This window comes from Erwinia papayae, from assembly GCF_058241465.1.
Window position 1 is genome coordinate 334820 of the sequence record NZ_JBZCHT010000002.1, and the last position, 26688, is coordinate 361507.

Annotated in this window: 25 protein-coding genes and 1 tRNA gene; 8 read left to right on the plus strand and 18 right to left on the minus strand. The window is 50.7% G+C overall.

The window, feature by feature from the left end; translation table 11 throughout:
• Positions 1-449: 449 nt before the first annotated feature.
• A tRNA-Phe gene (locus AC3RPL_RS01545) sits at positions 450-525 on the plus strand.
• A gap of 219 nt (positions 526-744) precedes the next feature.
• Here AC3RPL_RS01545 and AC3RPL_RS01550 read toward each other — a convergent pair.
• The 6 genes from AC3RPL_RS01550 to AC3RPL_RS01575 all read right to left on the minus strand — a co-directional run bounded on the left by AC3RPL_RS01550 (position 745) and on the right by AC3RPL_RS01575 (position 4720).
• Positions 745-1287, minus strand: a complete 543-nt coding sequence (locus AC3RPL_RS01550) for a site-specific integrase (protein ID WP_490738718.1) — start codon at positions 1285-1287, stop codon at positions 745-747.
• Complete coding sequence (locus AC3RPL_RS01555) at positions 1247-1606, minus strand: TraI domain-containing protein (RefSeq protein WP_490738719.1); 360 nt, start codon at positions 1604-1606, stop codon at positions 1247-1249. Before AC3RPL_RS01555 ends, AC3RPL_RS01550 begins: the two co-directional genes overlap by 41 nt.
• 95 nt (positions 1607-1701) lie before the next feature.
• Positions 1702-2571 carry a hypothetical protein gene (locus tag AC3RPL_RS01560; protein ID WP_490738720.1) on the minus strand — a complete coding sequence of 290 codons (870 nt, stop codon included), beginning with the start codon at positions 2569-2571 and terminating at the stop codon, positions 1702-1704.
• Positions 2572-2621: 50 nt separating this feature from the next.
• Positions 2622-3757 (minus strand): IS3 family transposase gene (locus AC3RPL_RS01565; protein WP_490738721.1). Its coding sequence is split into 2 segments (ribosomal slippage): positions 2622-3511 and positions 3511-3757, totalling 1137 coding nucleotides; the frame shifts between segments, so codons are not numbered across the junction.
• A 178-nt stretch (positions 3758-3935) separates the two neighbouring features.
• The gene (locus AC3RPL_RS01570) at positions 3936-4430 is read right to left on the minus strand and encodes a GNAT family N-acetyltransferase (RefSeq protein WP_490738722.1); all 495 of its coding nucleotides are present in this window, start codon (positions 4428-4430) and stop codon (positions 3936-3938) included.
• Positions 4427-4720 carry a type II toxin-antitoxin system TacA family antitoxin gene (locus AC3RPL_RS01575; RefSeq protein ID WP_490738723.1) on the minus strand — a complete coding sequence of 98 codons (294 nt, stop codon included), beginning with the start codon at positions 4718-4720 and terminating at the stop codon, positions 4427-4429. Before AC3RPL_RS01575 ends, AC3RPL_RS01570 begins: the two co-directional genes overlap by 4 nt.
• Positions 4721-6011: 1291 nt before the next feature.
• Here AC3RPL_RS01575 and AC3RPL_RS01580 point away from each other — a divergent pair.
• Positions 6012-6410 (plus strand): rhodanese-like domain-containing protein, encoded by a 399-nt coding sequence (locus AC3RPL_RS01580; protein ID WP_490738724.1) that lies wholly within the window; start codon positions 6012-6014, stop codon positions 6408-6410.
• 227 nt (positions 6411-6637) lie between these two features.
• Here AC3RPL_RS01580 and AC3RPL_RS01585 read toward each other — a convergent pair whose 3' ends face one another.
• The 3 genes from AC3RPL_RS01585 to AC3RPL_RS01595 form a co-directional block, all read right to left on the minus strand.
• A complete protein-coding gene (locus AC3RPL_RS01585; protein WP_490738725.1) occupies positions 6638-7660 on the minus strand; it encodes a LysR family transcriptional regulator in 1023 nt (340 codons plus the stop codon).
• 39 nt (positions 7661-7699) lie between these two features.
• Complete coding sequence (locus AC3RPL_RS01590; protein ID WP_490738726.1) at positions 7700-8485, minus strand: SDR family NAD(P)-dependent oxidoreductase; 786 nt, start codon at positions 8483-8485, stop codon at positions 7700-7702.
• Positions 8486-8920: 435 nt separating this feature from the next.
• Positions 8921-9703, minus strand: coding sequence for a DeoR/GlpR family DNA-binding transcription regulator (locus tag AC3RPL_RS01595; RefSeq protein ID WP_034934392.1), 783 nt, complete (start codon positions 9701-9703; stop codon positions 8921-8923).
• A 307-nt stretch (positions 9704-10010) separates the two neighbouring features.
• Here AC3RPL_RS01595 and gatZ point away from each other — a divergent pair, with 307 nt between their 5' ends.
• From gatZ to AC3RPL_RS01625, 6 genes are read left to right on the plus strand one after another with little or no spacing between them, the layout of a single operon-like run.
• Complete coding sequence (gene gatZ / locus AC3RPL_RS01600) at positions 10011-11306, plus strand: tagatose-bisphosphate aldolase subunit GatZ (protein WP_490738727.1); 1296 nt, start codon at positions 10011-10013, stop codon at positions 11304-11306.
• Positions 11299-11757 (plus strand): PTS galactitol transporter subunit IIA, encoded by a 459-nt coding sequence (gene gatA / locus AC3RPL_RS01605; protein WP_034934389.1) that lies wholly within the window; start codon positions 11299-11301, stop codon positions 11755-11757. The genes gatZ and gatA overlap by 8 nt, the downstream gene beginning before the upstream one ends.
• 32 nt (positions 11758-11789) lie before the next feature.
• Complete coding sequence (gatB, locus tag AC3RPL_RS01610; RefSeq protein WP_034934387.1) at positions 11790-12074, plus strand: PTS galactitol transporter subunit IIB; 285 nt, start codon at positions 11790-11792, stop codon at positions 12072-12074.
• 4 nt (positions 12075-12078) lie between these two features.
• The gene (locus AC3RPL_RS01615) at positions 12079-13455 is read left to right on the plus strand and encodes a PTS galactitol transporter subunit IIC (protein WP_490738728.1); all 1377 of its coding nucleotides are present in this window, start codon (positions 12079-12081) and stop codon (positions 13453-13455) included.
• A 36-nt stretch (positions 13456-13491) separates the two neighbouring features.
• Positions 13492-14556, plus strand: a complete 1065-nt coding sequence (locus tag AC3RPL_RS01620) for a zinc-binding dehydrogenase (protein WP_490738729.1) — start codon at positions 13492-13494, stop codon at positions 14554-14556.
• Entirely contained in the window at positions 14556-15410 is an 855-nt protein-coding gene (locus AC3RPL_RS01625; RefSeq protein WP_490738730.1) for a tagatose bisphosphate family class II aldolase, read from the plus strand. The genes AC3RPL_RS01620 and AC3RPL_RS01625 overlap by 1 nt, the downstream gene beginning before the upstream one ends.
• 24 nt (positions 15411-15434) lie before the next feature.
• Here AC3RPL_RS01625 and AC3RPL_RS01630 read toward each other — a convergent pair whose 3' ends face one another.
• From AC3RPL_RS01630 to AC3RPL_RS01670, 9 genes are all read right to left on the minus strand, one after another.
• Positions 15435-16673 carry an ATP-grasp domain-containing protein gene (locus AC3RPL_RS01630; protein ID WP_490738731.1) on the minus strand — a complete coding sequence of 413 codons (1239 nt, stop codon included), beginning with the start codon at positions 16671-16673 and terminating at the stop codon, positions 15435-15437.
• Positions 16674-16735: 62 nt separating this feature from the next.
• On the minus strand, positions 16736-17983 hold the full coding sequence (locus AC3RPL_RS01635; protein WP_034934377.1) for an ATP-grasp domain-containing protein: 1248 nt from the start codon (positions 17981-17983) through the stop codon (positions 16736-16738).
• A 133-nt stretch (positions 17984-18116) separates the two neighbouring features.
• On the minus strand, positions 18117-19217 hold the full coding sequence (locus AC3RPL_RS01640; protein ID WP_490738732.1) for an amidinotransferase: 1101 nt from the start codon (positions 19215-19217) through the stop codon (positions 18117-18119).
• 565 nt (positions 19218-19782) lie between these two features.
• Positions 19783-21546, minus strand: coding sequence for a gamma-glutamyltransferase (gene ggt / locus AC3RPL_RS01645; RefSeq protein ID WP_490738733.1), 1764 nt, complete (start codon positions 21544-21546; stop codon positions 19783-19785).
• Between the two features lie 60 nt (positions 21547-21606).
• Positions 21607-22386, minus strand: coding sequence for a phytochelatin synthase family protein (locus AC3RPL_RS01650; RefSeq protein WP_490738734.1), 780 nt, complete (start codon positions 22384-22386; stop codon positions 21607-21609).
• A gap of 74 nt (positions 22387-22460) precedes the next feature.
• A complete protein-coding gene (locus tag AC3RPL_RS01655) occupies positions 22461-23012 on the minus strand; it encodes a disulfide bond formation protein B (protein WP_490738735.1) in 552 nt (183 codons plus the stop codon).
• Positions 23013-23020: 8 nt separating this feature from the next.
• On the minus strand, positions 23021-23179 hold the full coding sequence (locus AC3RPL_RS01660) for a DUF5993 family protein (protein WP_034934368.1): 159 nt from the start codon (positions 23177-23179) through the stop codon (positions 23021-23023).
• 541 nt (positions 23180-23720) lie between these two features.
• On the minus strand, positions 23721-24050 hold the full coding sequence (locus AC3RPL_RS01665; protein ID WP_490738736.1) for a hypothetical protein: 330 nt from the start codon (positions 24048-24050) through the stop codon (positions 23721-23723).
• Position 24051: 1 nt separating this feature from the next.
• Positions 24052-26682, minus strand: a complete 2631-nt coding sequence (locus AC3RPL_RS01670; RefSeq protein WP_490738737.1) for a family 78 glycoside hydrolase catalytic domain — start codon at positions 26680-26682, stop codon at positions 24052-24054.
• Between the last annotated feature and the right edge of the window lie 6 nt (positions 26683-26688).

The window sequence follows — 26688 nt, forward strand, 5'->3', positions numbered from 1 at the left end:
ACTTTGCAACCTGATGTGACGGTGATGGCGGCTGTGTGACAGCAGTGTGACTTGCATGGCAGCAACCCCGGATTGCAGTTAAGACGGCGGGCGTCAGAAAGTGCGCAATAATGGCACTTTTCCGGGGCAGGTTCAAGACGGACTGGAAATCAGCCGGGTTGAAAGCTGAATGATAATCATTTGATTTATATGACGATAAAAGTGCCTTTCAGCTAATTATGATTATCTTTTCGCGGAAAGATACAAATCGGTAGCAATTGGACGCCAGTAAACCCGATAAGCGGGTGAAATAACCACCAGCGCCGATAACGAACCCGTTTGAAAATGAGAGGAAGGTGTAACTGGATTGCCTGTTTTAGCACCTGTTGATGGAAAAGAATGCAATCGCACCTGTTTTTGCAATAAAGCCGTTGACGCCTTTCAGACACCAGGGTTTAATGCGCTCCGTTGCCCGGATAGCTCAGTCGGTAGAGCAGGGGATTGAAAATCCCCGTGTCCTTGGTTCGATTCCGAGTCCGGGCACCACTATTCAAAGCCGGTTGGTCAGATTTGCAAGATGCAATCCTGACGGACACGAAGGGGAGCCAGTAAAAACACGACGTAACGCTGTTACTTGTTGTTGAAAACAGGCTCTTGAGAAACAGACTTGTTCGCGCAAGTCTTTTTTTGCGTCTGGTATTTGCAAGAAATCTTTTCAATGTCAAATAATGTAAGTATTTGACGCCATTCCTGAAGCCTTCCTCACTACATCAATTCGGTTTCCAGTATATCCCGCAGACTATCAACACTTTCATCAATGTATTCCAGTGTTGATGTGATGCTAACATGACCCAGCAGTTTCTTCACCGCGTATAAATTACGTTCGGGTGATTTCATCATGTGCGTTGCCACCGTATGGCGGAACCGGTGCGGTGTGATTGTAAACTTACATTCCCAGGATAGGCGCCGGAAGAACGCTCTCAGCGGGTACTCGTTCATCACCTCCGGGTACTTACTTTTTCTCATCAAGTCGAACCAGCCCACATTGAATACCTGATCACCCGACTCCATCCCAGCCTCACCGGCTTTTCTCACCAGTTCCTCCAGCGACGGATACAACGATGAGACAATCGGAACCCGATGTTCACGATGGTTTTTTGCTCCCTCAATGTTCAGGTCAATCCACCGTTCATCAAGATTGATATCGCCCAGCATAGCCGCATAAACCACCACAGCATTCCAGGCCGCGCTTTGCGCCGCCTGTTCTTCAGGCGGAGCGCCAGTAGCTTTTCGACAATCGTGCCGCATACGACACCGTTTCCAGCATATAGTCAGCCATCCCTCCGGGGCGGGCATACGGGCCACTTTCCGTAAGAGGAAATTGCTGCATCAGCGCCATGCAATGCTCCAGCGGAGCAAGGTAATACTGTCGATACATTTCTTTCGGCAGGGACGAATAATCCCAGAGCGATTGCAGCCACTGCTGACGGCGGGTTGTCGCCAGCAGTTCACTGGCAGTCATGGGCAGAAAGTAGCCTGGAGGCAAAGAGGGTTTTATCGCCTTAACGGTCAGCGGAGCATCCGGGCGTAAACGCCCCGGACGGAGAAAAGATTTCAGATTCAACATAGCGGAAACCTGTTAAGTGGAAATTCCGCTACGTTAAACGCTGGTTCTCATTGGGCAATCAACAACTCACAATTCGATTTCGAATTTTTAACCTGTCAGGCCAGCACGCTTCTGGCAAGATCAACAAGGTTCATTTTCCTGTTAGCTTCATTTTTACTGTTTATCAGTTTCAGGAAATAGTCGTGTTCAAAAATAATTTCCCTTTTGCATACCGTTTCCTGTTTTGAGTTCGCAATATTGAACTCAATACTTTCAGACAACGTATGTTGATCAACATGGCGACGATGTCTGATGAAACTAAAACTCAAACCGCAGAATTTTTTATCGTCCTTAATGTCAATTTGCCCATTGGCATTCCAGGTTAAATCTGATCGTCTGGTTAAGAGTTCTTCGATAAATTTTGCATCGAAAAATATCCGTCCTCTCAACCGCTTAGCCTGCATCATGTATGCAAATACCCAGGGTATATTCTGCCGTGTTGCTCCCCTGTAGCGCCAGCCTTCAGCCGCACGGTATTCTTCAAGCATCTGTTTCGCCAGGGCAAATGAAATCCTCATTCCAGTTCCCTTTTCTAACAGGTAAATAACCCGGTCAAATTGCTCAATTAAGGTTTGTTTTATCAATACAGCAAGTTCACTACCCGCCGCTCGCCGATCATCTTTCGTTAGATGCTTATTCTTGCTGGCATATGGGCACCACTCATATTCTTCCTTATCAACACGACCTTTCAACGGTACAGCCACGGCACCGGCAGTCGGGAAGAAGTGCTTCCCATACGGCGCATCACGCTCAAGCATTCCGATAATCTGGATCGGGTTGTCACAAGCCGGGCAAACCGCAAACCATCCCTGGTGACCATTAATTGGCTGATACCAGGGAGCCTGCTTTTTCGTAACCTGATCAAAGTTCTCCTGGGTAATCTTGTGAACCTGCTGTGTATCAAGGGAAATTTTGAATACATCCATTGTTATGCCTCATGATGGACTGCCCCCACGACAGTAGACAGATTCTGTCCTCACGATGAGGCCTGTTCGAAGGCCTCTGGACTGACGCCGCTGAGGTGACTGTGGCGCCGGGCCCTGTTGTAGAACACTTCAATGTAATCGAAGATATCCGCCCGGGCCAGATCCCGGGTTTTATAGATACGTTTTCTGATCCGTTCTTTTTTCAGCGAACTGAAGAACGATTCGGCCACCGCATTATCCCAGCTGTTGCCACGACGGCTCATACTCGGTGCCAGATTATTGGCCCGGCAGAAACGCGGCCAGTCGTCGCTGCCGTACTGACTTCCCTGATCCGAATGTACGATGACCTCGCTATCGGGCTTTCGCCGCCACACGGCCATCATCAGAGCGTCCAGCGCCAGTTCACGTGAGAGTGTGGGCTTCATCGACCAGCCCACCACATTACGGGCGAAGAGATCGATAACCACCGCCAGATACAGCCAGCCCTGCCAGGTGCGGATATAAGTAATATCAGTGACCCAGACCTGATTGGCCCGGACAACAGTAAACTGCCGCTGCACGCGATTAGGGGCAACCACTGAGGGTCGGCCAGCGATACGACGCGGCGCTTTATAGCCGCGTACGGCTTTAATCCGGTTCAGTTGCATAATACGACCCACCCGGTTTTTGCCGCAGGTTTCACCAATTTCATTCAGATCGCCATGAACCCGACGATAGCCATATACGCCACCGCTCAGGTAATATGAATCGCGGATGAGCGTCAGCAGACGCTGGTTATCTTTATCCCGCGCAGAGACCGGATTATGCAGCCACGCATAAAACCCAGCCCGGGCAACGCACAACACCCGACACATCGTCATGACACCCCATACAGTGCGGTGCTCATTGATAAAGCGGTACTTCAGTCGGGCTCCCTTGCAAAGTACCGCGCGGCCTTTTTCAGAATGTCCCGTTCTTCCTCAGTGCGCTTCAGCTGTGCCCTGAGCTTCAGGATCTCACTTTTGGCTTCCAGTAAATCCCGGGCATGCTGTTCGCTGTTATCAGGCTTCATAGCCCGTAGCCACTTGTAGAGGCTGTGCGCAGAAACGCCCAGACGGTCGGATACTTCGGCAACGGAATAACCGCGCTCCATTATCTGACGGACGGCTTCTTCCTTAAATTCAGGTGTAAATCGTGGTATACCCATACGCTCCTCCTATGCTCAAACTATAGGGCAGGATCGTCTACCGGGCTGGGGTCAGTCCAACTGGCTGGTTGTTTAGACTACAACAATAATGCCGTTCCAGTGTCCTGCCGCTAAAAGTGTAAACATCCCGCCAAACCTCACCATTCATTTTTTGATATTCACCTTCACAACATCAATTTCAAATTGATAAACTCCCCACCAAGTCCCCCAACGTCACCATCAACATCATCGGATCCATTGGTGACGGCTCAAACCCCACCCGCAGATAAAAATCTCGCGCTTCATCAGACAGCGCATGAACCAGCATCCCGCGAATGCCGATAGTATCCGCCACCTGAATCACCCGCAGCCCTGCATCACGTATCAAAGCACGGCCAACTCCCTGACCATGTAATGATTTATCCACCGCCAGACGGCCCAGTACCACTACTGGGATCGGCTCAGGCATATTGCGGCGAAAGCGTCCTGGAGCGACATTCGTTGCTACAGCACTGGAGGCTAATGAGTAATACGCCAGCACTTTTGAGTCATCGCAACTGACGAAAGTTCGTGATGCACCAGTCACCTGATTTTTCATCGCCCGCTGTTGTAGCCAGTTATCCATAGACTCCACGCCGCAACAGAATGAGGAAAGTATATGTTGGACGTGTAGTGGCTCAGGGGCGGAGATCATTTTTTCTGCTCCCAGGGAGCAGGTGTTTGCATGGTTTTGCGCAGTGCGGCATTCGGCGAAGGAATCTGATCCAAGCGGGCGAAGAATTCCTGATAAGCATCAGGATCGGCCATGATAATACGTTGCTCAATCAGTGCTTCTTCTGCGGCAGCACGGGCTGCCTCTAACACAAAGTCAGTACGGTTTTTCCCTCTGGCCTTTGCTGCGCGATCGATAAGGTCGCGTTCGGCGGGTTTGATGCGTAAATTCAATGTTTCGCGTTTAACAGAAACGCTGTTCGTCGCTGGCATGATGTTATCCTCCGGCCTACTATCTGGACATTAATCATACAGCAACCGTAACGCTAATGTCATTACGATTTATCGATATCACAGGGAAGCGAACCAAAGGAACAGACCGGGAATTTTTTATCATTTGTGACCCATCATTCTAATCTGTTTATAAAAATACGGGTCACTTCACGGGTCTTGACAACAGACACGGTTAAAATTTATGTTAAATTTCAAACAAATAGAAAGCTAAATGATTCCGAGTCCGGCAACACTATTTAGTTTCATGATGTCCCTGTACGTCCTGAAACGTTAAAAATCAGCAAGTAAAAAAACCTGATGGTACTGAAAAGTTCCATCAGGTTTTTTTGCATTCAGAGTTTTGGTTGGCCTGTTGGTTCTGCAAACCCTGAAGCTCCCCGCCATGCCTCTCACCGACACCACCGTCTGTAATGCCAGACGCAACGACAAACCTTAAAAACTCAGCGACGCACAAAGGTTGTACCTGCTGTGCTGATTAAATCCATCAGCCCTAAGCTCTGGCAACTCAAGTACCGCTTTGACGGCAAAGAGTAAAAGCTGACGTTTCGCGCTTACCCGAACGTTATGTAAGTATCCCTTTAAAACAACCAATCCGCTTTGAGTAATCTTCCGCCGTGCTTATTATGCTTCAGTGAGCAGAAGCGTCATATTTGCCTTCGAAGATTATCAAAACCCAATTCAAATTTGATGCAATCACGACTTCATTGTAAAAAAGGGCTGACGCTCATTACGGAAAAAATTGATTCGCACAAAGCTGATGAATTTCTGTGATCTAAAAAACAGTGTTTTTATATGCTGTGTTTATCACCTCAATGGCTTCATTATCCGAAATACATCAGGTAACTGCTGAATCTGCCTGGCAAGGCCGTAAAAACTCCTTTTGATGATAGTATCAATCATATTATCCCACTCATTAGCCTTCAGGCTTTCGTATAATCATTGCTGCATTAACCCGGCATGATTAATCAGGACATCAACACCACCGCAAGCCTCAACAGCAGCCTGGAGCAATCCTTAACATGAACTTTAGTCGCATTGCTGTGATAGCCGTTCCGGTCAGTTGTCTGTGGCTGATACTCAGTATCTGAATCAGGTATCAGGCACGAAAAACTGACACATATTTCCCATCAAAAGCCACGCTAAATGCCTGACTGCCAGAGTGAGTCAGGATTCATGGCAGCCAGTATGCTGGCGAAGCAGAGCCATCGTGTTATTGTGGCCGCAGCGTTACTGATTCTTGACGAAAATACTTATAAAAAATGAGGATATTATGTCTGCGATTGAACAATTAGCCTATTACCAAAAGAAACTCGCTTACGAAACAGACTCATGGGATCTCTACCTGGCGATGAAAAATGGCGAAAACGTGGTAATCGTGGACGGACGCGCAAAAGAGGCTTATCTGCGTGAACACATTCCCGGTGCCATTAATCTTCCACACAAGGAAATGTGTTTTAACACCACCGCCGGGCTGGATAAATCGAAAGTGTATATCTGTTATTGCGATGGTATCGGCTGTAATGCCTCGACCAAAACCGCGCTCAAATTATTGACCCTGGGCTATCAAGTAAAAGAGCTGCTGGGCGGTCTGGACTGGTGGAAGCGCGATGGTTACAGCACTGAAGGGAGTGAAGGCAGAGAGGGAACGCCGGTAGCCTGCAGCTGTTGATAACACCTGCAAATAATCTGTATCTGACGCCGGAACCCGAAAGGTCGTGAAAAACATACCATGCCAGTAGTCTGTCTGAATCTTTACAGGTTACTGGCAACGGTGAACACCCACAGACCATCGCTACCGACAAAGGTTCGTGATACGCCAGTGGGCTGACTTTTCGGCATACTCTCTGGACATTGAAAATCCTGCAAGCGTAATTTATCAGCATCCCACGTAGCTATTCACAGCCGATCAAGATATGCCGAACGCAGAACCTCTGTCAGCTCTTTAAGCCCCTGGGGTATCTGTCGGTGTCCTGGATAGTAAATGTGCATGGCAGGTTCAACCGGTGACCAGTCAGGAAGGACGATAATCAGTTCCCCTCGCTTTATATAATCAGCAACTCGTTCTTCAAGACAATATGTAATACCGACATCCCTCAATGCCAGTTCAATACCCAGCGTTGTCTCGTTAACGCAAACCTGTCCGGGCACATCAACCACACGATGCTCGTCACCTTTAGCAAAATCCCATCGATAAATAACACCCTGACCAGTGCGGATCTGAATGCAGGAATGACATTGCAGATCTTCAGGAATAACAGGAGCCTTTTTCTGATAAAGATAGCGCGGTGAGGCGACGGCAACCCATCGGAGTTCCGGTCCCAGCCTTACAGCAACAAAGTCCTCCGGCACAGTCCCGCCGAATCTGACCCCAGCGTCAAAGCCACCGGATACGATATCCACCATTTTATCGTCGACGGCAATTTCGACTTCAACTTCAGGATATTTTTCCAGATAGATGGGCAGCAGACGGGCAAAGAGCAGTCTGGCACCATCACTCAACACGTTGATTCTGAGACGTCCCACGGGACGATCGCGCATCCGGTTGATCTCATCCAACGCACCACCTATTTCATTGAAACCAATCTCAAGGCGTTTCGCCAGACTGGTGCCAGCTTCCGTAGGGGCTACCATTCGACTTGTTCGATTCAGCAACCTCACACCAAGCCTGGCCTCAAGATTTCTCACCGAGTGGCTAAGGGCTGAGGTGGTAATGCCGAGCTCAACGGCCGCCAGAGTGAAGCTCCGTAATCTTTCAACAGTCCGAAATGCATTCAAATCGGCAAGATCACCCCTTGATAACTTTGCTACAGGTCTTACAGGCATATCATTGTCCATCACCGTTAAATTAAACAGACGAATTGGGAGGATCGGTTCGTCTCGGGCATAACACCATCCCCGGTGTGTAATACCACTGCCCATCTGTATTGGCTGTCATCCTGCACTCCTGTGCTGACGAAGTTAATCAACTGGCCGGGTCAATTCTGCGTGACGCGCAGCCTTAACTGTTTCGGGCGTGATACGATTTTCCTGCACCTGTTGCACTGTTTTTTCATCTCCACCAACGACATGGTCGATATTATTCATAAGAGCCGTGTAACCTTGTAGTGCAACCAGAGTCTTATCATTTTTAGGAGACAACCCTATCCGGGTTTTGCCCATTCCGGCGTTTGCGTGAAACTCGCTGTCAGTCGCCCCGGGGAGAAGAGCTGTAACGGTAATACCTGAATCTTTAAGTTCTTCCCGCAGGGATTCAGCAAATGAAAAACCAAAAGCTTTAGAAGGACCATATACCGTTTCAAAGGGTGTAGGAAGAGTGGCGGAAACGGATGAAACCACCAGAATTTTACCATTACCATCAGGAACCATATGCTGAACGACTCTTTTCGCCATATGCACGGTGCCCCGTATATTTATGTCCAGCACTCTGAATTCATCTTCCAGACTGTTATCTTTGAATGCACCACCAATTGCCACGCCGACATTCAATACCGCGACATTAACAGGTCTTTTCAGACCAATTGTAAATTGCCAGAAGTTCTCAACGCCTTCGTAAGTCGCGGCGTCGGCCTGATAAGGATAAGCTTCGACGCCCAGCAGGCTTATTGCTTTAGCCGCATCGAAAATTCTATTGCCTGACCCTGAAATAGCAACGTCGAATCCATTTATGGCAAACTGTCTGGCGAGTTCATAACCAATTCCTGATGATGCGCCGGTGATGAGTGCAAGTTGACGAGTTTCAGACATATTTCCTCCGGAGAAAATTAAGCGCATAAATTAATTATTCAGGTTTTAACCATACAAGATTATTAATCACAGATGGATGAACTTCCCTCAATGCAGCATTGAAAAAAATAAAACCTTGAGCACGCGATATAATTAACCCATTGCAATAAAAGCTCTCAGGGGATATTTTTTGATATTTCTTTTCAGCCAGAAATAAATCACCATAGCCTTTTATTTATTTGAAAAAAGAAATCTCACGCTGTGTATCTTGTGTTGCAGAGGGATAATAAAAATACATATTGCAATTAAGCAATGAGATATTTTAAGCAACTCACAGATGTGTTTAGCGATGGAATTTTCAGGGTACACATTCATTTCCCGCGCTCACCCGCCAGGCAAGGTGAGCACTTTTCAACGCCTGAATTTATATCTACCTTTTTTATCACTGAAAGCCCCTTACGCCAGGATAATTTTTTTACCCTTCGCTTTAAGGGCGACAAGCATCTCTTCTGGTGCACGGTTATCAGTGATAACGGTGTCGATTTTTTCCAGCGCCAGAACCTGATTGAACCCTTTTCGGCCAAACTTTGTCGAATCTGTGACCACAATCACCTGCTTTGCCGCCGATGCCATCACACCGCTTATGGCATAGCCTTCGTTAAAAGTGGTGATGCCGTTTTCAGCATCAAGCCCGTCGGCGCCAACGAACATCAGACTGGCTGATACCCCACGCAGAGCCTGCTCAGCAATGCTGCCATGCAGGGACACCGTTTTGTGCCTGACGGTCCCGCCGCACACCACTAATGTGATATCTCTGTTTTCAGCGAGGATAGCGGCGGCGGGCAGGCTGTTGGTGATAACCGTAATATTCTTTGTGGCGACCAACTCTTCCGCCAGCAGTTTAGTGGTGCTGCCGCTGTCCAGAATCACCGTGTCTCCCTCTTTCACCAGCTTTGCCGCCTCTGTGGCAATGCGCCTTTTAGGGTCGGCAGCAAGCTTGTAGCGATCGTTAAGGCTGACTTCGGGATTTTCCGCAACGGTTTCGTGAGCTGCGGGTGACTCGACACGGGCAGCTCCACCGTGAAAACGCGTGAGTAATCCACGTTCTTCCAGAAGGCGCAGGTCTGCACGTACAGTCACTTCGGTTACCCCCAGGCTGGACGAGATGTCATTCACCAGCTGGCTACCCGTACTGTTGACCATTTCGACTATTTTATTTCTTCGTTCAAAGGTGTTCATAAACACTCCTGTTGCGGATCTGCAAATCCTAAAACGAAAGAATAAGAAAGTAAAACAATAATGAGCGTAATGTGACCAGGCCAACATCGCCCGATCGATGACACTGAGCAATATATGCTTATAATTATGTTTTATAAGACATTTTTAAAAACAACGATCGACAGAATCACACAGCAAAGAAAGAAACAAAACGAAAACATAAAAAAGATAACGCAAATAAATAGATCAGGATCACATAACAAAAAGAAAGAAATTGTACTAATCACGAAAAATAACGATTGTTTATTACATACATTCGGAGGGCGTGATGAAGAAAATTATTGATCAACATAAATCGGGTCAGGACTGCGGTATCTGTTCAGTGTGTTCTGCTCATCCTCTGGTCATTGAAGCCGCACTCAGGCTGGACCTTAACAGTGAGCGACAGGTTTTAATTGAAGCTACCTCTAACCAGGTCAATCAGTACGGCGGCTATACCGGCATGAAGCCCGACGCGTTTCATCGCTATGTGCTGTCTGTCGCCAGGGGCGTGGGCTTTCCTGAGAGCCGCCTTATCTTTGGTGGCGACCATCTCGGTTCAAACTGCTGGCAAAATGAAAACGCAGAAACCGCAATGGAGAAATCACGGGTACTGATTGCGGAATATGTGAAGGCAGGCTTCAGCAAAATACATCTCGATACCTCAATGTCATGCGCAGGCGATCCGGTTCCGCTTCCTCCCGCCACTGTCGCTGAACGCGCAGCCGAGCTGTGCCGCGTAGCGGAAGAAACCGCCACTGCTGAGCAGAGAGCACAGCTGACCTATGTCATTGGGACCGAAGTGCCGGTGCCCGGCGGTGAAGCAGCGGCCATTCATGAAGTCCATGTCACCCGCCCGGAAGATGCGGCCCACACGCTGGAAGTCCATTATCAGGCATTTCGTGCAGCCGGTCTGGAAGAGGCTATTGCGCGCATTATTGCGCTGGTTGTCCAGCCTGGCGTGGAGTTCGACCACAGCAGCGTTATTCATTATCAGCCGGAAGCTGCCCGTGAGCTCAGCACCTTTATTGAATCCACCCCGGTGGTCTATGAGGCGCATTCAACGGATTACCAGACCCGCGGTGCATATCGCGCACTGGTCAGAGATCACTTTGCCATTCTGAAAGTCGGTCCGGCACTCACTTTTGCCCTGCGTGAAGCGATCTTTGCTCTGGCTGAAATTGAAAAAGCGCTGGTCGCACCTGAAAAACAGAGCCAGATTCTGGCAGTAATCGATCAGGTGATGCTTGATGAACCCGGCTACTGGAAAAAGTATTACCGTCCGGCCTTTTCTCAGTCGCTGGTCGATATTCACTACAGTCTGTCCGATCGTATTCGTTATTACTGGCCTAACAGCCGTATCAGCAGCGCATTTGAATCTCTGGTGGCTAACCTCAGTATCACCGATATTCCTCTCGGACTACTCAGTCAGTATCTTCCCAGACAGTTTCAGCGAGTGCTGAGTGGATCCCTGCGCCCGGACCCGCATTCACTTATCATCGACAAAATCCAGGACGTGCTCCGTGATTACGCCTTTGGATGTGAACCACAGATAAACCCGACAAAAGAGGTAAGCCATGCATAACTATCGCCTGAGCATCTCCTGCGGGCTGCAATTTGGCAGTGCCGACGAGGCACTTCGCTACATTGGGGAAAAGATGGTGAAAGACGGGATCTGTCGTGATTCTTATCCGGCAGCCCTGTTGGCGCGTGAAGTCGCTTTTCCGACAGGCATTGCGCTGGATGGTCACGCGGTTGCCATTCCTCACTGTGAAGCCACTCACGCCATTGAACCCGCCGTCTGTCTGATTCGCCCCGCATCGCCCGTTAAATTTCAGCAGGCTGACGATGACGGCATGATTGACGCCGAGCTGATTATTGCGCTGGTGGTGACACATCCGGAACAGCAGCTGGATCTGCTGCGTAGCCTGTTTGGCCAGCTGCAACAGCCTGAGTTTATCGAAAGCCTGCTCAGCGCGCCTGAAGAAGAGATTGCTGACGTCTTTAATAGCCGGCTTTTCGCACCGGCAGCATGACAACACCCTGACCCTGCAAACGGAGAATAACAATGAAACGTAAAGTGATCGTAGCCTGCGGCGGTGCCGTCGCTACCTCAACCATGGCCGCCGAGGAAATTAAAGAACTCTGCGAGGAGAACGGCATTTCAGTCGAGCTGGTGCAGTGTCGTGTTAATGAAATTGAAACCTATATGGATGGTGTCGACCTGATATGCACCACCGCCCGCGTTGACCGTCAGTTTGGTGATATCCCGGTGGTACACGGCATGCCCTTTATCTCCGGGGTGGGTATTGATGTCCTGCGCCAGAAGATTCTGACTATTCTCCAGGGTTAAGCCTATGTTTACTGAAATCATGCGTTACATCCTCGACCTCGGTCCGACAGTGATGCTGCCGATGGTTGTCATCATTTTCTCCGTTTGCCTGGGAATGAAAGTGGGAGATGCGTTTAAATCAGGCCTGTTTATTGGTATCGGATTTGTCGGTATCGGGCTGGTCATCGGGCTGATGCTGGACTCTATTGGACCGGCTGCCAAAGCCATGGCGACAAATTTTGACATCAGTCTGGATGTGGTTGATGTGGGCTGGCCGGGGTCTTCACCCATGACCTGGGCTTCACAGATTGCCCTGGTTGCGATTCCTGTTGCCATCGCGGTCAATATTCTGATGTTGGTGACCCGGATGACCCGCGTGGTTAACGTGGACATATGGAATATCTGGCATATGACTTTTACCGGCGCGATGTTGCACCTTGCGACGGGTTCATACTGGGCGGGGATTCTGGGCGTTGTTTTGCATGCTGCATTCGCTTACAAGCTGGGTGACTGGTTTGCGCGCGATACTAAAAACTATTTTGAGCTGGACGGGATTGCTGTTCCGCATGGGTCATCAGCTTACATGGGGCCGGTGGCCGTTATGGTTGACTGGATCATCGGGAAAATCCCTGGCCTGAGGCGTATACATTTCAGCGCAGACGACGTGCAGAAACGTTTTGGCGCTTTTGGTGAGCCGGTCACCGTGGGATTCATTATGGGCCTGCTGATTGGATTACTGGCTGGCTACGATGCAAAAGGCGTGTTGCAACTGGCGGTAAAAACCGCAGCGGTCATGTTACTGATGCCGCGTGTGATAAAGCCCATTATGGATGGCCTTAATCCGATTGCCAAACAGGCCCGCAAGCGTATGCAGGCAAAATTCGGTGGACAGGAATTCCTGATTGGTCTTGACCCTGCCCTGCTGCTGGGACACACCTCGGTGGTATCTGCCAGCCTGATTTTCATCCCGCTGACCATTTTGATTGCCGTCGTGCTGCCGGGCAACCGCGTGCTGCCGTTTGGCGACCTGGCAACAATTGGGTTCTTCGTCGCAATGGCCGTGGCAGTGCATCAGGGGAACCTGTTCCGCACGCTGATTTCAGGCATCGTCATTATGGGCATGACGCTGTGGATTGCCACCCAGACCATCGGACTGCATACGCAGCTGGCTGCAAACGCCGGGGCACTTAAAGCAGGTGGCCAGGTTGCCTCAATGGACCAGGGCGGCTCGCCGATCACCTGGCTGCTTATCCAGCTTATGACCTGGCAGAACGTCACGGCACTGATGGTGATTGGCGTGATTTATCTGTCGGGCGTGGCTCTGACATGGCGACGAGCCCGTCAGGCAACTGAAGCGGCCCCCAACAATCACCTGCCAGAAAACAACCATTTACCTGAATAACTAACTGGGGCACCCCGTCTTTCCGGAGTTAACCCAATGAAATCTGTCGTGATACACGCCGGAGGCAGCGTTACGGTTGAAGAAAAGCCGATGCCTCAAATTGCAGCCGCAGATGAGGCGCTGATTGAAGTCATCTGTTCCGGGCTTTGCGGTTCTGACATTCCGCGTATTTTTCATGGTGGTGCGCATTTTTATCCAATTACCCTCGGTCATGAGTTCTGTGGCCGGGTCAGGGACACCGGTGCCGACATTAGTGACCTGAACGTTGGCGATCTGGTCTGCTGCGTGCCGTTGCAGCCCTGTTTTGACTGTGATGAGTGCCTTCGCCAGCTCTGGTCGCAGTGCCGTCATTACCGTTTTATCGGCTCACGCAGTGACGGTGGCAACCGTGAGTTCATCGTGGTGCCGCGCAAAAATCTGTTCCGTCTTCCGTCCGGTACATCGCCCGTTGAAGGCGCATTTTTTGAACCCATGACGGTCAGCCTGCACACCATTGAGCTTGCGGGTGGTTGTCGTGATAAGGAAGTCATTATTGTGGGGGCCGGCACCATCGGGCTTCTGGCCATGCAGTGCGCACGGGCGCTGGGGGCACGTTCGGTGACGGCAATAGACATCAACCCGGCGCGGCTGGCGTTATCAAAAAGTCTGGGTGCCGACTACGTGTTTAACAGTGCGGAGATGCCCCCGGAAGATATCCGGCAGGCGATGGATAACCGCCGTTTCGGGCAGTTGATCCTTGAAACAGCGGGTGCACCACAAACGGTCGAATTGAGTATTCAGATTGCCGGCCCACGCGCGCAATTGGGTCTGATCGGCACCCTGCACCGTGACCTCACTCTCAGTAGCAGCACGTTCGGCCTGATTCTGCGTAAAGAGTTGCAGGTGCTTGGCAGCTGGATGAATTACTCCGGCGAGTGGCCGGGTGTGGAATGGCAGCAGGCTACTGAGCTGTTCAAGGCGGGCCAGATTGATTTGTCGTCACTGATTACCGTTCAGGGGAACGCGGATCGCTACGCTGGTGCCGTCAGTGAACTTCAGGGCAAACCGATGAGCGGCAAGATCATGCTCGATTTTTCAGTCGATAAAGGAGAACAGGCATAATGTATCTCGTCTCAAATCGCGCCATGCTGATAAAGGCGCAGCAGCAAGGCTATGCCGTTCCGGCCTTTAACGTGCACAATCTTGAAACCGTGCAGGTCATCGCTGAAACCGCCGCAGAAATGGCGTCACCGGTGATTATGGCTGGCACTACCGGCACCTACAATTACGCCGGACTCCATTATCTGGTCGCCATCTGCCAGCAGGCGGCGCAGAAGTATAATCTGCCGATTGCCCTACACCTTGACCACCACGAAGATCTTAGTGACATCGAAAATAAGGTCAGAGCTGGCGTGCGCTCGGTAATGATTGATGCCTCGCACTTTGCCTTTGAGCAGAATATAGAGAAGGTCGCAGGGGTGGTGCGTCTCTGTCATCGGTATGACGCCAGCGTTGAGGCCGAGCTGGGACGCCTTGGCGGGCAGGAAGACGATATTGTCGTGGATGAAAAGGACAGTTTTTTCACCGATCCTGATAAAGCGGATGAATATATCCGTCGTACCGGTATCGATTCGCTCGCCGTCGCTATCGGCTCAGCTCATGGTCTGTATCGTGGTGAACCAAAACTTGATTTTGAGCGTCTGGCTCGCATCCGCAATAAAGTGGCTATCCCGCTGGTTTTACATGGCGCATCGGGTATTCCGGAAGCGATGCTGAGAAAATCTGTCGAGCTTGGGATCTGTAAGGTTAACGTGGCTACCGAACTGAAAATTGCCTTTTCTGACGCGGTGAAAGCCTTTTTCCATGAGAATCCGGGCTCCAGTGATCCTCGCGAATATATGGAACCCGGCAAACGGGCGATGAAAGCGGTAGTGAGGGAAAAAATTCGCATGTGCGGCAGCGCCGGGCAGCTTTAAAGTTGTGCAGCTACGGTAAGCCCCTCACTCGGGGCTTACCGTAACGCAGTAATCGGCAACGATAAGTTTCAGATCCCGCGCCACGCTTTCCCGCTCACCGCAAAAGACAAACGAGCCAAGACAATCCTTGTGACAGAAAAACTCCCCTGACGCCACCTCTCCCAATTGAGGAAGCTGCTGCATCTTCAGCGTCGGCATGCTCTCCACGGAAGGGACAGACAGCCGGGAAACATACAGCGCCTCTCTGGCAAGATGCTTTTTAGGGAAGGTCATATATCCCCACGCCTCGCCCTGCGGTGCAAAATGACGCCCCACTTCCAGCCCCAGTTGCGTAGCAAGGTGTGTGAAACGCAGATCCACTCCCCAGGCAATAGCGATCATCTCTACCGTCGCCGCCCCGCCGGGCCGGTATGCAATCTCAAGTAATTCCGCGCCCTGCCCGCCATCACCAAAGGCTTCAATATGATAAACACCGTCCGGGCCGCCAAAAGCCGCTAATACCTTCTCAGTGAAAGGCCGCCAGACCTGCCGCAGATCGCGCTCCGCCACCGAAAAAAATCCCAGAGGATGCTCATCGAGGTAGTCGATGGGTTTACCGATATATTCTCCCGCAGAGAGAAGCGCCAGCCGCCCTTCCAGCATCACCGCATCAAGCTGATAAACCGGCTGGGGATTGTAGCTCTCAAAAAAATATTGCTGCTCATCCATATCGCGATAGTCATCACCCTCGGCCAGGGTGATTGCGCTGAGCTGCCCGGCATCCGTGATAATTTTTACCCCAACGGAGCCTGCCAGCGAGCGAGGTTTCATCACCAGCGGGAAACTCACATCGCCACGTTTAATCGCCTGCGGGCTGATTTCCCGTGCGGTGAGAATGCCTGCGCGACAGGCAATCTCCTTCATCCTCTTTTTATCGCGAAAGCGGGCCGCCATATCGAAGGTCAGCCCTGGCAGTTGCCAGCGATGGTTGGCCCAGGCCGCAATCCATACGGCAAATTCATCATTCGGAATCACCCGAGTGACTGAAAATGACTCAGCAATCTGGCTGAACACCTCTTCCACATCGTGATGGCGGGCAAAATCCCTGACGATAAAGACGTCCTCGCGATGCAAATCGTCTCCCGCCTGGTTCTTCAAATCTTCAAGAAGATAGATAAACCGCCACGGCCGGTCGGGATATGCTGCCATGATGTCAGTGACCACCTCACCAACATCCAGTTCTGATGAAACGATCAGGATGGTCTGCATCTCTGTGTTACTCATTCTGTGACACCTTGTGCTGGCTGTAACCCCGGCTGCTCTTCACAGCCGGTGAGTGACCATTCTCAATATTCAGGCTGATACTCTGGCGCAACCTGGACCTGGTAATGTGCATTGAGATAATTCACATCCTTCGAAACCTGCTCGCGATCGCCACAAAATACAAAAGATCCCAGCGAATCTTTGTAGCAATAGAACTCTCCTGAGGCGATATCTCCGGCAACGGGAACCTTATACAACTTCAGCGTTGCCATATGCTGTAATGGCGGCAGGTGGACACGGGTAACATACAGTGCCTGAGTCGCAAGATGTTTCTTTGGAAAAGTCATATAACCAAAGGCTTCTTCCCTGCGCTGCACCAGAAGGCCATCGTTAAGCCCCAGCTGCGCCGCCAGATGAATATGTTTCAGATTCAGCCCGTAAACCATCTCGACCATTTCCACGATTGCCGCACCGCCGGGACGCCAGGCAATTTCGAGTAATTCCACCCCCGCACCGGAATCAGCAAAAGCTTCGATGTGGTAAACCCCCTCCGGCGCGTCGAAAGCTGCAAGAACTTTTTCGGTAAAAGGTCGCCAGACATCCTCAACGGTATGATCACAGACGGACAACACACCGACAGGCTTTTCCTGCAAAAAATTAATCGGCTTACCTAAATATTCACCGACGGAAATAAATGACAGACGACCATTAATCACAACACAATCAATATGATAAATTGTGTTTGGATTATATTGCTCGATAAAGTATTGCCGCTCGTCCATATCGCGGTATTCCGGCGACCAGTCAATATCTATATCGGCAAGCTGACTGGCATCAGAAACGATTTTTATGCCCATTGAGCCTGCCAACGAACGCGGTTTGACTATCACCGGAAAGGCGACATCCCCTTTTTCAATATCCTGAAGGGTTATTTCCCGCGCGGTGGCAATGCCAGCCTGCTGCGCCAGCTCTTTCATGCGTTTTTTGTCGCGAAATTTTCTTGCTTCCTCGCAGGTTATTCCGGTTAATTGCCAGAAATCATTGGCAAAGGCAGCCACGTAAACCGCAAATTCATCGCAGGATATGACCAGCGAGACATCATATTGCCGATCGATGTTGTGCAGTACCGCCTTAATATCCGCCAGCGCGGCGAAGTCACGCACAATAAAGTTTTCAGGCCGCTCCTTTTCATCGGTGGCCACACCAAGATAATCCTCTATCAGATAGATGAAATGGTGTGTTTTCAGCCCGTGCATGACCTTAACGGCCTCGACCGTTTTCGCCGCATCCAGCTCGGAGGAGACAATCAGTACTGTCTGAGTGGGTTGCATTTTGACATCCTGTTATTTTTCTTTTAATTGTGTAAAACGTTGTATGCCGGAATGCAGGGCCAGATGGCCCTGCGTGAGATCAAATGCTCTTTATCCATTGCATACGGGAAAATGGCTGCCAGGAATAAAACTGTCAGATGTAGCTCTTCAGACTGCCGCTGCGTTTCACATCCAGCGTCGCGCAGTGGAATGAACCACCAAATGTCTGGAAATGTTTAAACGGACAAAGAATGGTTCTGATACCCCATTTGCGGAAGGCAGAAATCAGTGCTTCTTCATCTTTCTCAACCACCACGGTTTTTTCATCCAACATCAATACATTCACGTGGATCCATTTTGAGGTGATGTATAAGGGATGGTCGTCCGGCAGATTAGAAGCAGGCGGATGCAATATTTCCCAGTCTTTGAAAATGTCAGGGATCTGCGGTACCCAGCCTTTATTAATTAATACGCGGCCCGGTGCCAACGGCAGTATTGTCGTATCGATATGCATCGGACCTGGCTCTTCAAACTCATAGATATGGACGCGATAATCAGGCCCCAGCGTTCTGCGCAGCCACTCGATACCTTTATTATTGGTGACATGACTACGCTGACCAATAATGTCCCGCCCCATTTTCATAAAGTCGGCCGCGTCAAAAAGTGGCTCCACTTCGGTAATGATCGAATTAAACGGAATTTCCTGGTCGAAGTCATACTCTGTTTGCCAGACATCATCTTTCAACATCGGCTTGGGTGCAGAGATCCACTCCGCTCCTCTGGTGAAATAGTCATTCAGGATGCTGCGAAAGGCGAAGGTTTCGAAATAGCGGCTGCGCCATGACATCGGCACTTCAATGATTTTCTTTCCGATAGCAAACAGGCAGTCGCGCGGCATCGCGGAATAGAAGGTTCCACCGGTGGTAAAGTGCGGGGTGACGATCGGCTGATGGTGATTTGACTCGTCAGGGCGGCGTACCCTGATCCCCTCAGCCTGCAGGATTTCGGCAAGGGTATTCACTTCCTGCCTGGCTTTTACGACCAGTTCTTCCGGGAAACGTTGCCCGGAGTACTCGCGGAAAAAACCACTGGTTTCCTTAGGAATAATAGCTTTAAGGCCGGTGTCCCAATCCGGAACACGAATATCATCCATGATCCCGACAATGACCTCTTCGAGTGGGTCCCATTCCGTATAAACTTCTACCGGGCTTTCATCTGTTGAAAAACAGGAGGTCTCTTCTTTTTGAAACTGCATGATCTACCTTGAATGTAATGTAATTTTTTGAACACTTTTCCTTAACATACATAAACCGTCACGCCGCTGAAAATCCCCTTAGCAGCTGAGCGGGTAACAGCAAACTGGCGGCTTAGCGCAGTGTTCTCCTGACAGATGATAAATATAATCATTTGATAGTAATCATAAAATCATCTGGGGTGGTGGGTGGTTAAAGACAGATATGAGTTCCTTAGTAAATTTCTTATCGGAACAATCCTGGTGTGTTAGTAATTATTTTTATTAATCATTACCACAGTATCGACAACGCTACTGAACTGAAGATACGGGCTGGGTTGCGCGGGTCAGGTGGGATCCCGGTGGCATAACCGCCATGCAGGAAAGATGTTTTTTCGCTGAAAAAGGCACGGCAAGACCTCAGGCCGTTCAGCAACGTCAGGGTGCTCAGGCGCTGTCATAACGTGGTGGGCAGGGTTAACGCGGGCGTGATCGGGCGGGACGAAAAGCCCCCGGGACACTGAAAAAACAGCGTCCGGGGTAACTTAATTATCAGGCAGTAAAACGCTTAATCAGGCTGGCGGCGGGATTAAAAACCCACTGCGGCCCCTGCCGGACGACGGATGTCATTGGCACCGTACAGCCAGCCTGGTCTCAATTTGCCAGAAACGGCAGAATCATTACCGGAGTCGGCTGCTTTTTTACCCTCGCTGAGTTTTGGCGTAACCATAATCAGTTCGGTCGCTCCCCACGGGGTCTGCTCGGTCATCTTATAACCGCGCTGGCGCAGCAGTTTTAAGGTATCAAACGACAGCCCGCGCTGCTCATAATAGACTTCATCCGGTAGCCACTGATGGTGGACCCTCGGCGCATCCACCGCTTCCTGCGGCAACATCCCGTGATCGATGATATTCAGCGCCACCTGCAATGATGCAGTAATAATGCGCGACCCGCCCGGCGAGCCCAGCACCAGGAACACGTCATTATTGTGCGTCACAATGGTCGGTGCCATTGACGACAGGGGACGTTTGCCTGGGGCAATCGCATTGTTTGCTCCCTGTACCAGTCCGAACATATTCTTCTCACCAATTTTGGTGGTGAAATCATCCATTTCATCGTTGAGGAAAAAGCCGGTGCCCGGTGCCATAACCACCGCACCGAATCGCCCGTTGACGGTATAGGTGGTGGAGACGGCATTACCCTGTTCATCAACCACAGAATAGTGGGTGGTTTCCGGACGCTCACCATTAACCTGCTTGCTTTCAGGTAGTCGGGATGGCGTCGCATCGGTCGGATGAATACCCCGCCGCATTTCATCTGCATAAGATGTGCTGAGCAATTTATCCAGCGGGTTGTGGATAAACTCAGGATCGCCCAGTGAATTATTGCGATCAAAGTAAGCGATACGCATCGCTTCCGTCATCACATGAACCGAGTCGGCAGAATTAAAGCCCAGCGCACGCATGTCATAGCCAGACAGGATATTCACCATCTCACAAAGCGCGACGCCACCAGAGCTGGGAGGTGGGGAAGAGATAAATTCATAACCCCGGTAGTGACACCGCAAAGGTGCACTTTCAGTGACACGATAACGGGCAAAGTCCGCAGCGGTAATAATGCCACCGCCTTTCGCCGCAGCCGCCTCAACGCGCTGGGGAATCGGCTGCTTGTAAAAGTAATCGGTCCCGGATTGAGAGATATGGCTCAGGGTTTTGGCCAGCTCAGGCTGTTTCAGGTTGTCACCCGGCTGAAGTGGCGAACCGTCTGGTCGCAGAAACCAGCGCGCCGCCTGCGCATCCGTGCGGAACCGGTTGACGGTAGTATCCAGAATATCGGTATCCGCTCGTGTCAGAATAAAGCCCTGGCGGGCCAGTTTTATCGCCGGAGCCATAACCTGCTGACGGCTGAGTTTGCCATAGTGGCTCTGAGCGTAATCCAGCCCCATCACCGTGCCGGGGACGGCCACCGCAGAATAACCATGCAGGCTGGCGTCAGAGCGCACCTTACCCTGCGGGTCAAGATACATATCGGCACGCGCAGCGGCAGGCGCGGTTTCACGGAAGTTAATAAAGGTGTCTTTGCCGTCAGCAAGGTGGATCAGCATAAAGCCACCGCCACCAATATTGCCGCAGCAGGGGTTAACCACAGCCTGAGCATAGCCTACTGCCACTGCCGCATCGATGGCATTGCCACCCTGTTTGAGGATATCGACCCCCACCTGGGAAGCAATCGCCTGTGAGCTGACCACCATTCCGTGGCGAGCTTCAACGGCTGGCGCAGAAGCAGCCTCAACCTGGCCCGCAGCAATAACGCCGGACGTTAAAAGAAAACTGAAAAGAAGATTGCGTGACATGGAATAATTTCTCTTTAAACAAAAAACATGGCGCATCCCTTCGCCATAACAGCATGATTCTTATGCCTTATCAGCTTCACTGACCAGCAGATAGCCCCGGTCCTCAGCACCATCAAGCGTGTGCATCCCTTTGAACAGCGTCTGACTGTCGATCCAAATCCACGGATGTTCGGTATTGGAGACATCCATGATCAGGAATGAATCAGACTTGGCATCATAAGCGCCCAGAGGAGAGAAATGACCGTCGCCCGTCTGGCCGATGGCACTGCGTAAAAAGTTGACGATGACAAAAGAGTTATCCTGCTGCATGGCAGCAATAATCTCTTTCTTCATCTTCTCCTGCTGTGCGAGATCTTTCACCGGCACCGCTTTAACCTTTAATCCGGCATTGCTGAGCAGACGACGCTCATCTTCCAGATGCAGACCATAATCAGACTGCCCGCCAGGCGTCTGCGGTTTACCGAAAATCTCAATGCGTGGTTTGCTGCTGTATTCAACTACGCTGGTCTGAGTGTATCGATTCCAGAATGGCTGCCAGCCGTTTTTCTTTGGAAAATAGGCGCGATCCTCAGCGTTAATTAAGCTGGTGTCTGGCTCAATTTTTTTATTCTCATGCAGACGTAATGTATTCAGCACGATAGTTGCCGAAGCAACGCCACAATAGACTTTATTATTCTGCCCTTCGAACTGAGGGGCGAGAGAAAAGAAATCCTGTTTAACCGTTGCCTGTGATAAACGCTGAATTCCTTCTGCGCTTTGCCAGTCAACAAGCTGACTGAATCCACTAACAGGCACCAAACAAATCGCCAACAGGGCGATACGAGAAGTTATTTTTTTCATTACTGTTCTCAAATTTTATAGCGCGCGCCTCAACCTGCCGCGAAAGGGCATGATGCAGGTGAGATCGGTAAAAACTATTTCAGCAGTTGATAATAGGTAGGGTTATCGTCACACTGCCCACCGCCACATTCCAGCACCGTTGACAGCAGATTCGCCACCATCAGCAAAGCAAAAACAGCGACAACTGCATGCTGGATCAATGGCTTGCGGTCAGGTGCCTGTGTGGCATTTTCAGGCGTAACCATCAGGGTAATGGCCACAACAATCACAATCGCCACCGCTAAAATAAAACTCCATGTATAAAGATGCAGACCGAGGAAAGGAAGACCATAACCTTTATCGCCCGGCACAATATGCAGGAAGATATGGCGGGCAGCGACGGCAGCCAGCGCCAGAGCGCCAATAATTACCATGCCGTAATGCAGCTTTTTATTGCCGAAATACAGGTTAAACAGCAACCCCGATCCGATAAGTAACAAAGCCGCACGTTGCAGCAGACAAAGCGGACATGGCAGATCGAAAAATCTCAGCTGAAAATAGAACGCGCAGAGTAACGCAACACTCACCATAACCAGCATCAACAGATTCAGCGGACGCGAAAAATCTTTTTTTTCTGACAATTGCATAGTGGCCTCTAGAACGAAAGGAGAAGTGCATCGGTGGCGTGATATTTCAACCAGGCGAGAATAATGACAAGGTCGGCAAACCAGAACAGATAAGCCAGTTTTCGTTTACCGGCCAGCGCACTGAAAATGGTTCCGCAACCAATCAGGAAGGGTAAATACATAAACATGTATGACTCCATTAATAAAAGTAAAATGCCATATCATCTTCCTCCGGCGGATAACCGGATAAGGCGATAGTTCCACCCTGTGTTCGCAATCCGATGAACACAACCTGAGGAACAGATGAACGGCGTTAAGTGGTGAGAATAAGTATTGGGTTCCAGTGAGACTAAACAGAACAGTGTTTTATTCTGCCGGAAGGCCGGTAAATATTGTTGGAAGGGTGTATGTAATTACCTGAATATATTGATAAAGATAAAAAAACAAAGCAGAAAAACAAAATAAAAATACAGGCCAATGGATAGAAAACCAGAATAAATTCCAGTCATAATAATTAATTCGACATATTACTCTGTAGAAATTGTTATCACATCAGCTGAATAATGCCTTCCTGCCGATCAGGACATCAAAACAATCCGTAATAATCCCACATCCGGCCACCACCATCAGACGATAGCCAGCACCAGGAAAGATATGTGGAACAACCACAGGGCATAAGAGTGCGCAGACGGGCCTTCCGCCGGAAACCGCATCAGACCCGCATTGCGGCTACTGCATTTTCTGCCAGAAATGGTCGTATTGCCGCCGTTGCATCTGCTCCTCCCACTGCTGCCCATAGACTCGTTTGGCAAAAGGGGTCAGTTTATAAAACACATCGGTAAAAAATACCTCGGTTGCCCTGTCCGTAATCCTGATCGTGCGCTCCGGCAGGCCGCTGGCGGGATGACCATTGAGATCCCAGCTGTCGCTGTGCACCTCGCCATCCACAGCGATATATTCACCGACCAGACAGATCGAATTGCTGTTATCAATGCTGATTATTTTTGCCTGAGTACCACCCTCTGTTTCGCAGTTAAACGGATGCAGTGGAATGATCATGTTATTTTTCCTCTCTGATAGCCCTGACAGAGGCGATACCGGTCACACCTTCAGCTGGCTGCCACAGAAAATGATAATCACCCGGCCCGCTCAGTGGCAGGGTGCTATCCTCAATCACCAGTTCTCCACTGGTGCCAAAGGGCAGTTGAAGATGTATCTCAATCCCCTCACCCACCCGTTTCCAGTTAACGGAAATCTCGCCGTGCACTGAAAGGTAGCGCGCCTTCGCCCAGTCGATTGCGGAAAAAAAGTGCGGCTGAAAACGGACCTGCTTATATCCGGCAGCAGTGGGCATCAATCCGGCAAGATACTGATACAACCAGTTACCCACCGCGCCCAGCGCATAGTGGTTAAAAGAGGTCATCTGCCCGCTGTTAACTTTCCCATCCGCCAGTAAGCTGTCCCATCGTTCCCAGATGGTGGTTGCGCCCTGCTTCACCGGATAAAGCCACGAGGGGCAGCTCTCTTCGGTAAGCTGGCGAAAAGCGGTGTCGGCGTGCCCGGTCAGACACAACGCGTTTAAAATTAACGGCGTACCGACAAAACCTGTCGCAATATGATAATCCGCCTGCCTGACCAGCTCACTCAGCCGCTGGCCTGCCATGTCACGCTGGCTGTCACAAACAAACAGCCCAAAACAGATAATTAACGCATAGGCAGTCTGGCTCTCACGCGCTACCCGCCCGGTATCACTGACATAACGGTGGACAAAAGCCTGACGAATATCGCTGAAAAGACGCTGCCAGCGATGGGTATCTTCCGGTCTGTTCAGCACCGTGGATATGCGGGACAGATGATACGCCGACCAGGCAAAATAAGCGGTGGCAACCAGCCCCTTATCGGTCATGGCTGCCGACGGATCTTCAGGCGGTGCGGAGGGATCAAGCCAGTCGCCAAACTGGAATCCCTTATCCCAGATCAGGGATGCACCTGCGCGTGTTCGTTGCAGCTCCACCCAGGCGCAGGCGCTCTGATACTGTGCTGCCAGCATCTGCTGGTCAGCCGTGCTCCAGTAAAGGTCCCAGGGCGTGAGCACCGCCGCATCGCCCCAGGCGGCCGCGGCATGCTTGCTGTTCCATGTCCAGGGTTCATAATCCGGAATATCCGGGATGTACCACGGAACCATACCGCAGGGGTGTTGATCGCAGATCAGGTCTTTTAACCATCCGCGCATCATGCCAGAGCAATCATAGAGAAATTCTGCCGTAGGCATAAACACCTGAATATCACCCGTCCAGCCCAGTCGCTCATCTCGCTGAGGACAATCGGTCGGAATATCGAGGAAGTTTCCGCGCATCGACCAGATGATATTTTCATTCAGCCGGTTAAGCCTGTCGTCGGAACAGGAAAACCATCCCGTTCGAGGTAAATCGGTATGGTAAACGCAGGCGATAACGTCGAGGGAGTCATAAACCTGTTGCGAAGCTTCGATTTCCAGGTAGCGAAAACCGTGAAAAGTGAAGCGGGGCTCCCACTCGATCATCGCCTCATCGGCGAAAATATAGCTGTCCGCCGCAATGGCCGTGCGTAATGTCCGGGTATATAACGCCCGATCCTGAATGATCTCCGCATGCCGTAATTTGATGATGTCACCCCGGCGGCCACGGGCTTTTAAACGCACCCGCCCCACCAGATTTTGTCCAAAGTCGAAAATTTGTTTGCCGCCATCGCTAATCCAACTTTGCACCGGTTTTATTTGTTGCGTACAAACCACTAATGGGCCATCCGGAGCCTGAAGAGTCTGATAGTTCCGGTGCCCGATGCTGACCGGAAACCAGTGACTGTCGTCAAAGCCAGCAAGTGTCCAGCCCTGCTGCTCCAGACGCGCATCGTAAATTTCGCCTTCATAGATACCGCTGAACAGAACAGGCCCACGATCTGAACGCCAGCTGCCATCGGAAACAATCCGGCTTGTTGACCCATCGGTAAACGTAATTTCCAGCTGGGCGATAAGTGAGAGGTCCTTTCCCCAGGCATCACGTACGCCGCCCCGGCAGCCAATCCGTCCGCGATACCAACCATCCCCCATCAGAGCTGAAATCACGTTTTCTCCGCTGACCAACAGGGAGGTGACGTCCAGCGTAAGATAACGCAGTCGATGGTGGTAGCTGGTCCAGCCGGGAAATAAGGCATAATGGTTAGTGCGTTGACCATTGAGCAGCGTTTCACAAAGTCCATGAGCGCTCAGATAAAGTCGGGCCTTAGCAACAGCCTTTTCCAGGACAAAGCGGTGACGAATAATCGGCGGATGCCTGTCCGTACCCGGTTGCTCATGCCAGCCCGCACCAACAGGAAGCGCCTGCCAGTCGGCTGGACTCAGCCCGCGCTCAACGTAACTTCCTGCACTCCAGTCAGAGTAGCGCCCGTTCTCATCCCGGACACGCACGGCCACCGTGGCCGCTTCGCGGGGAGCGAGGGGCCTGCCGGGCCAGGCCAGCAGAACGGGGTCCCGCCACGGTATCGGGCCATAAATCTCGGTGTTTCCGTCACGGCTGATCATCACCTCATAGCTACTCAGCACTAACGCTTCTTCAGTTAAAACCCGCCACGAGAGACGCGGGCATGGCTCATCAATGCCCAGAAACCGGGTGTGATGTTCAAAAACAGGGGCAGTAAGTTGAGCTGGCAACATAATCAT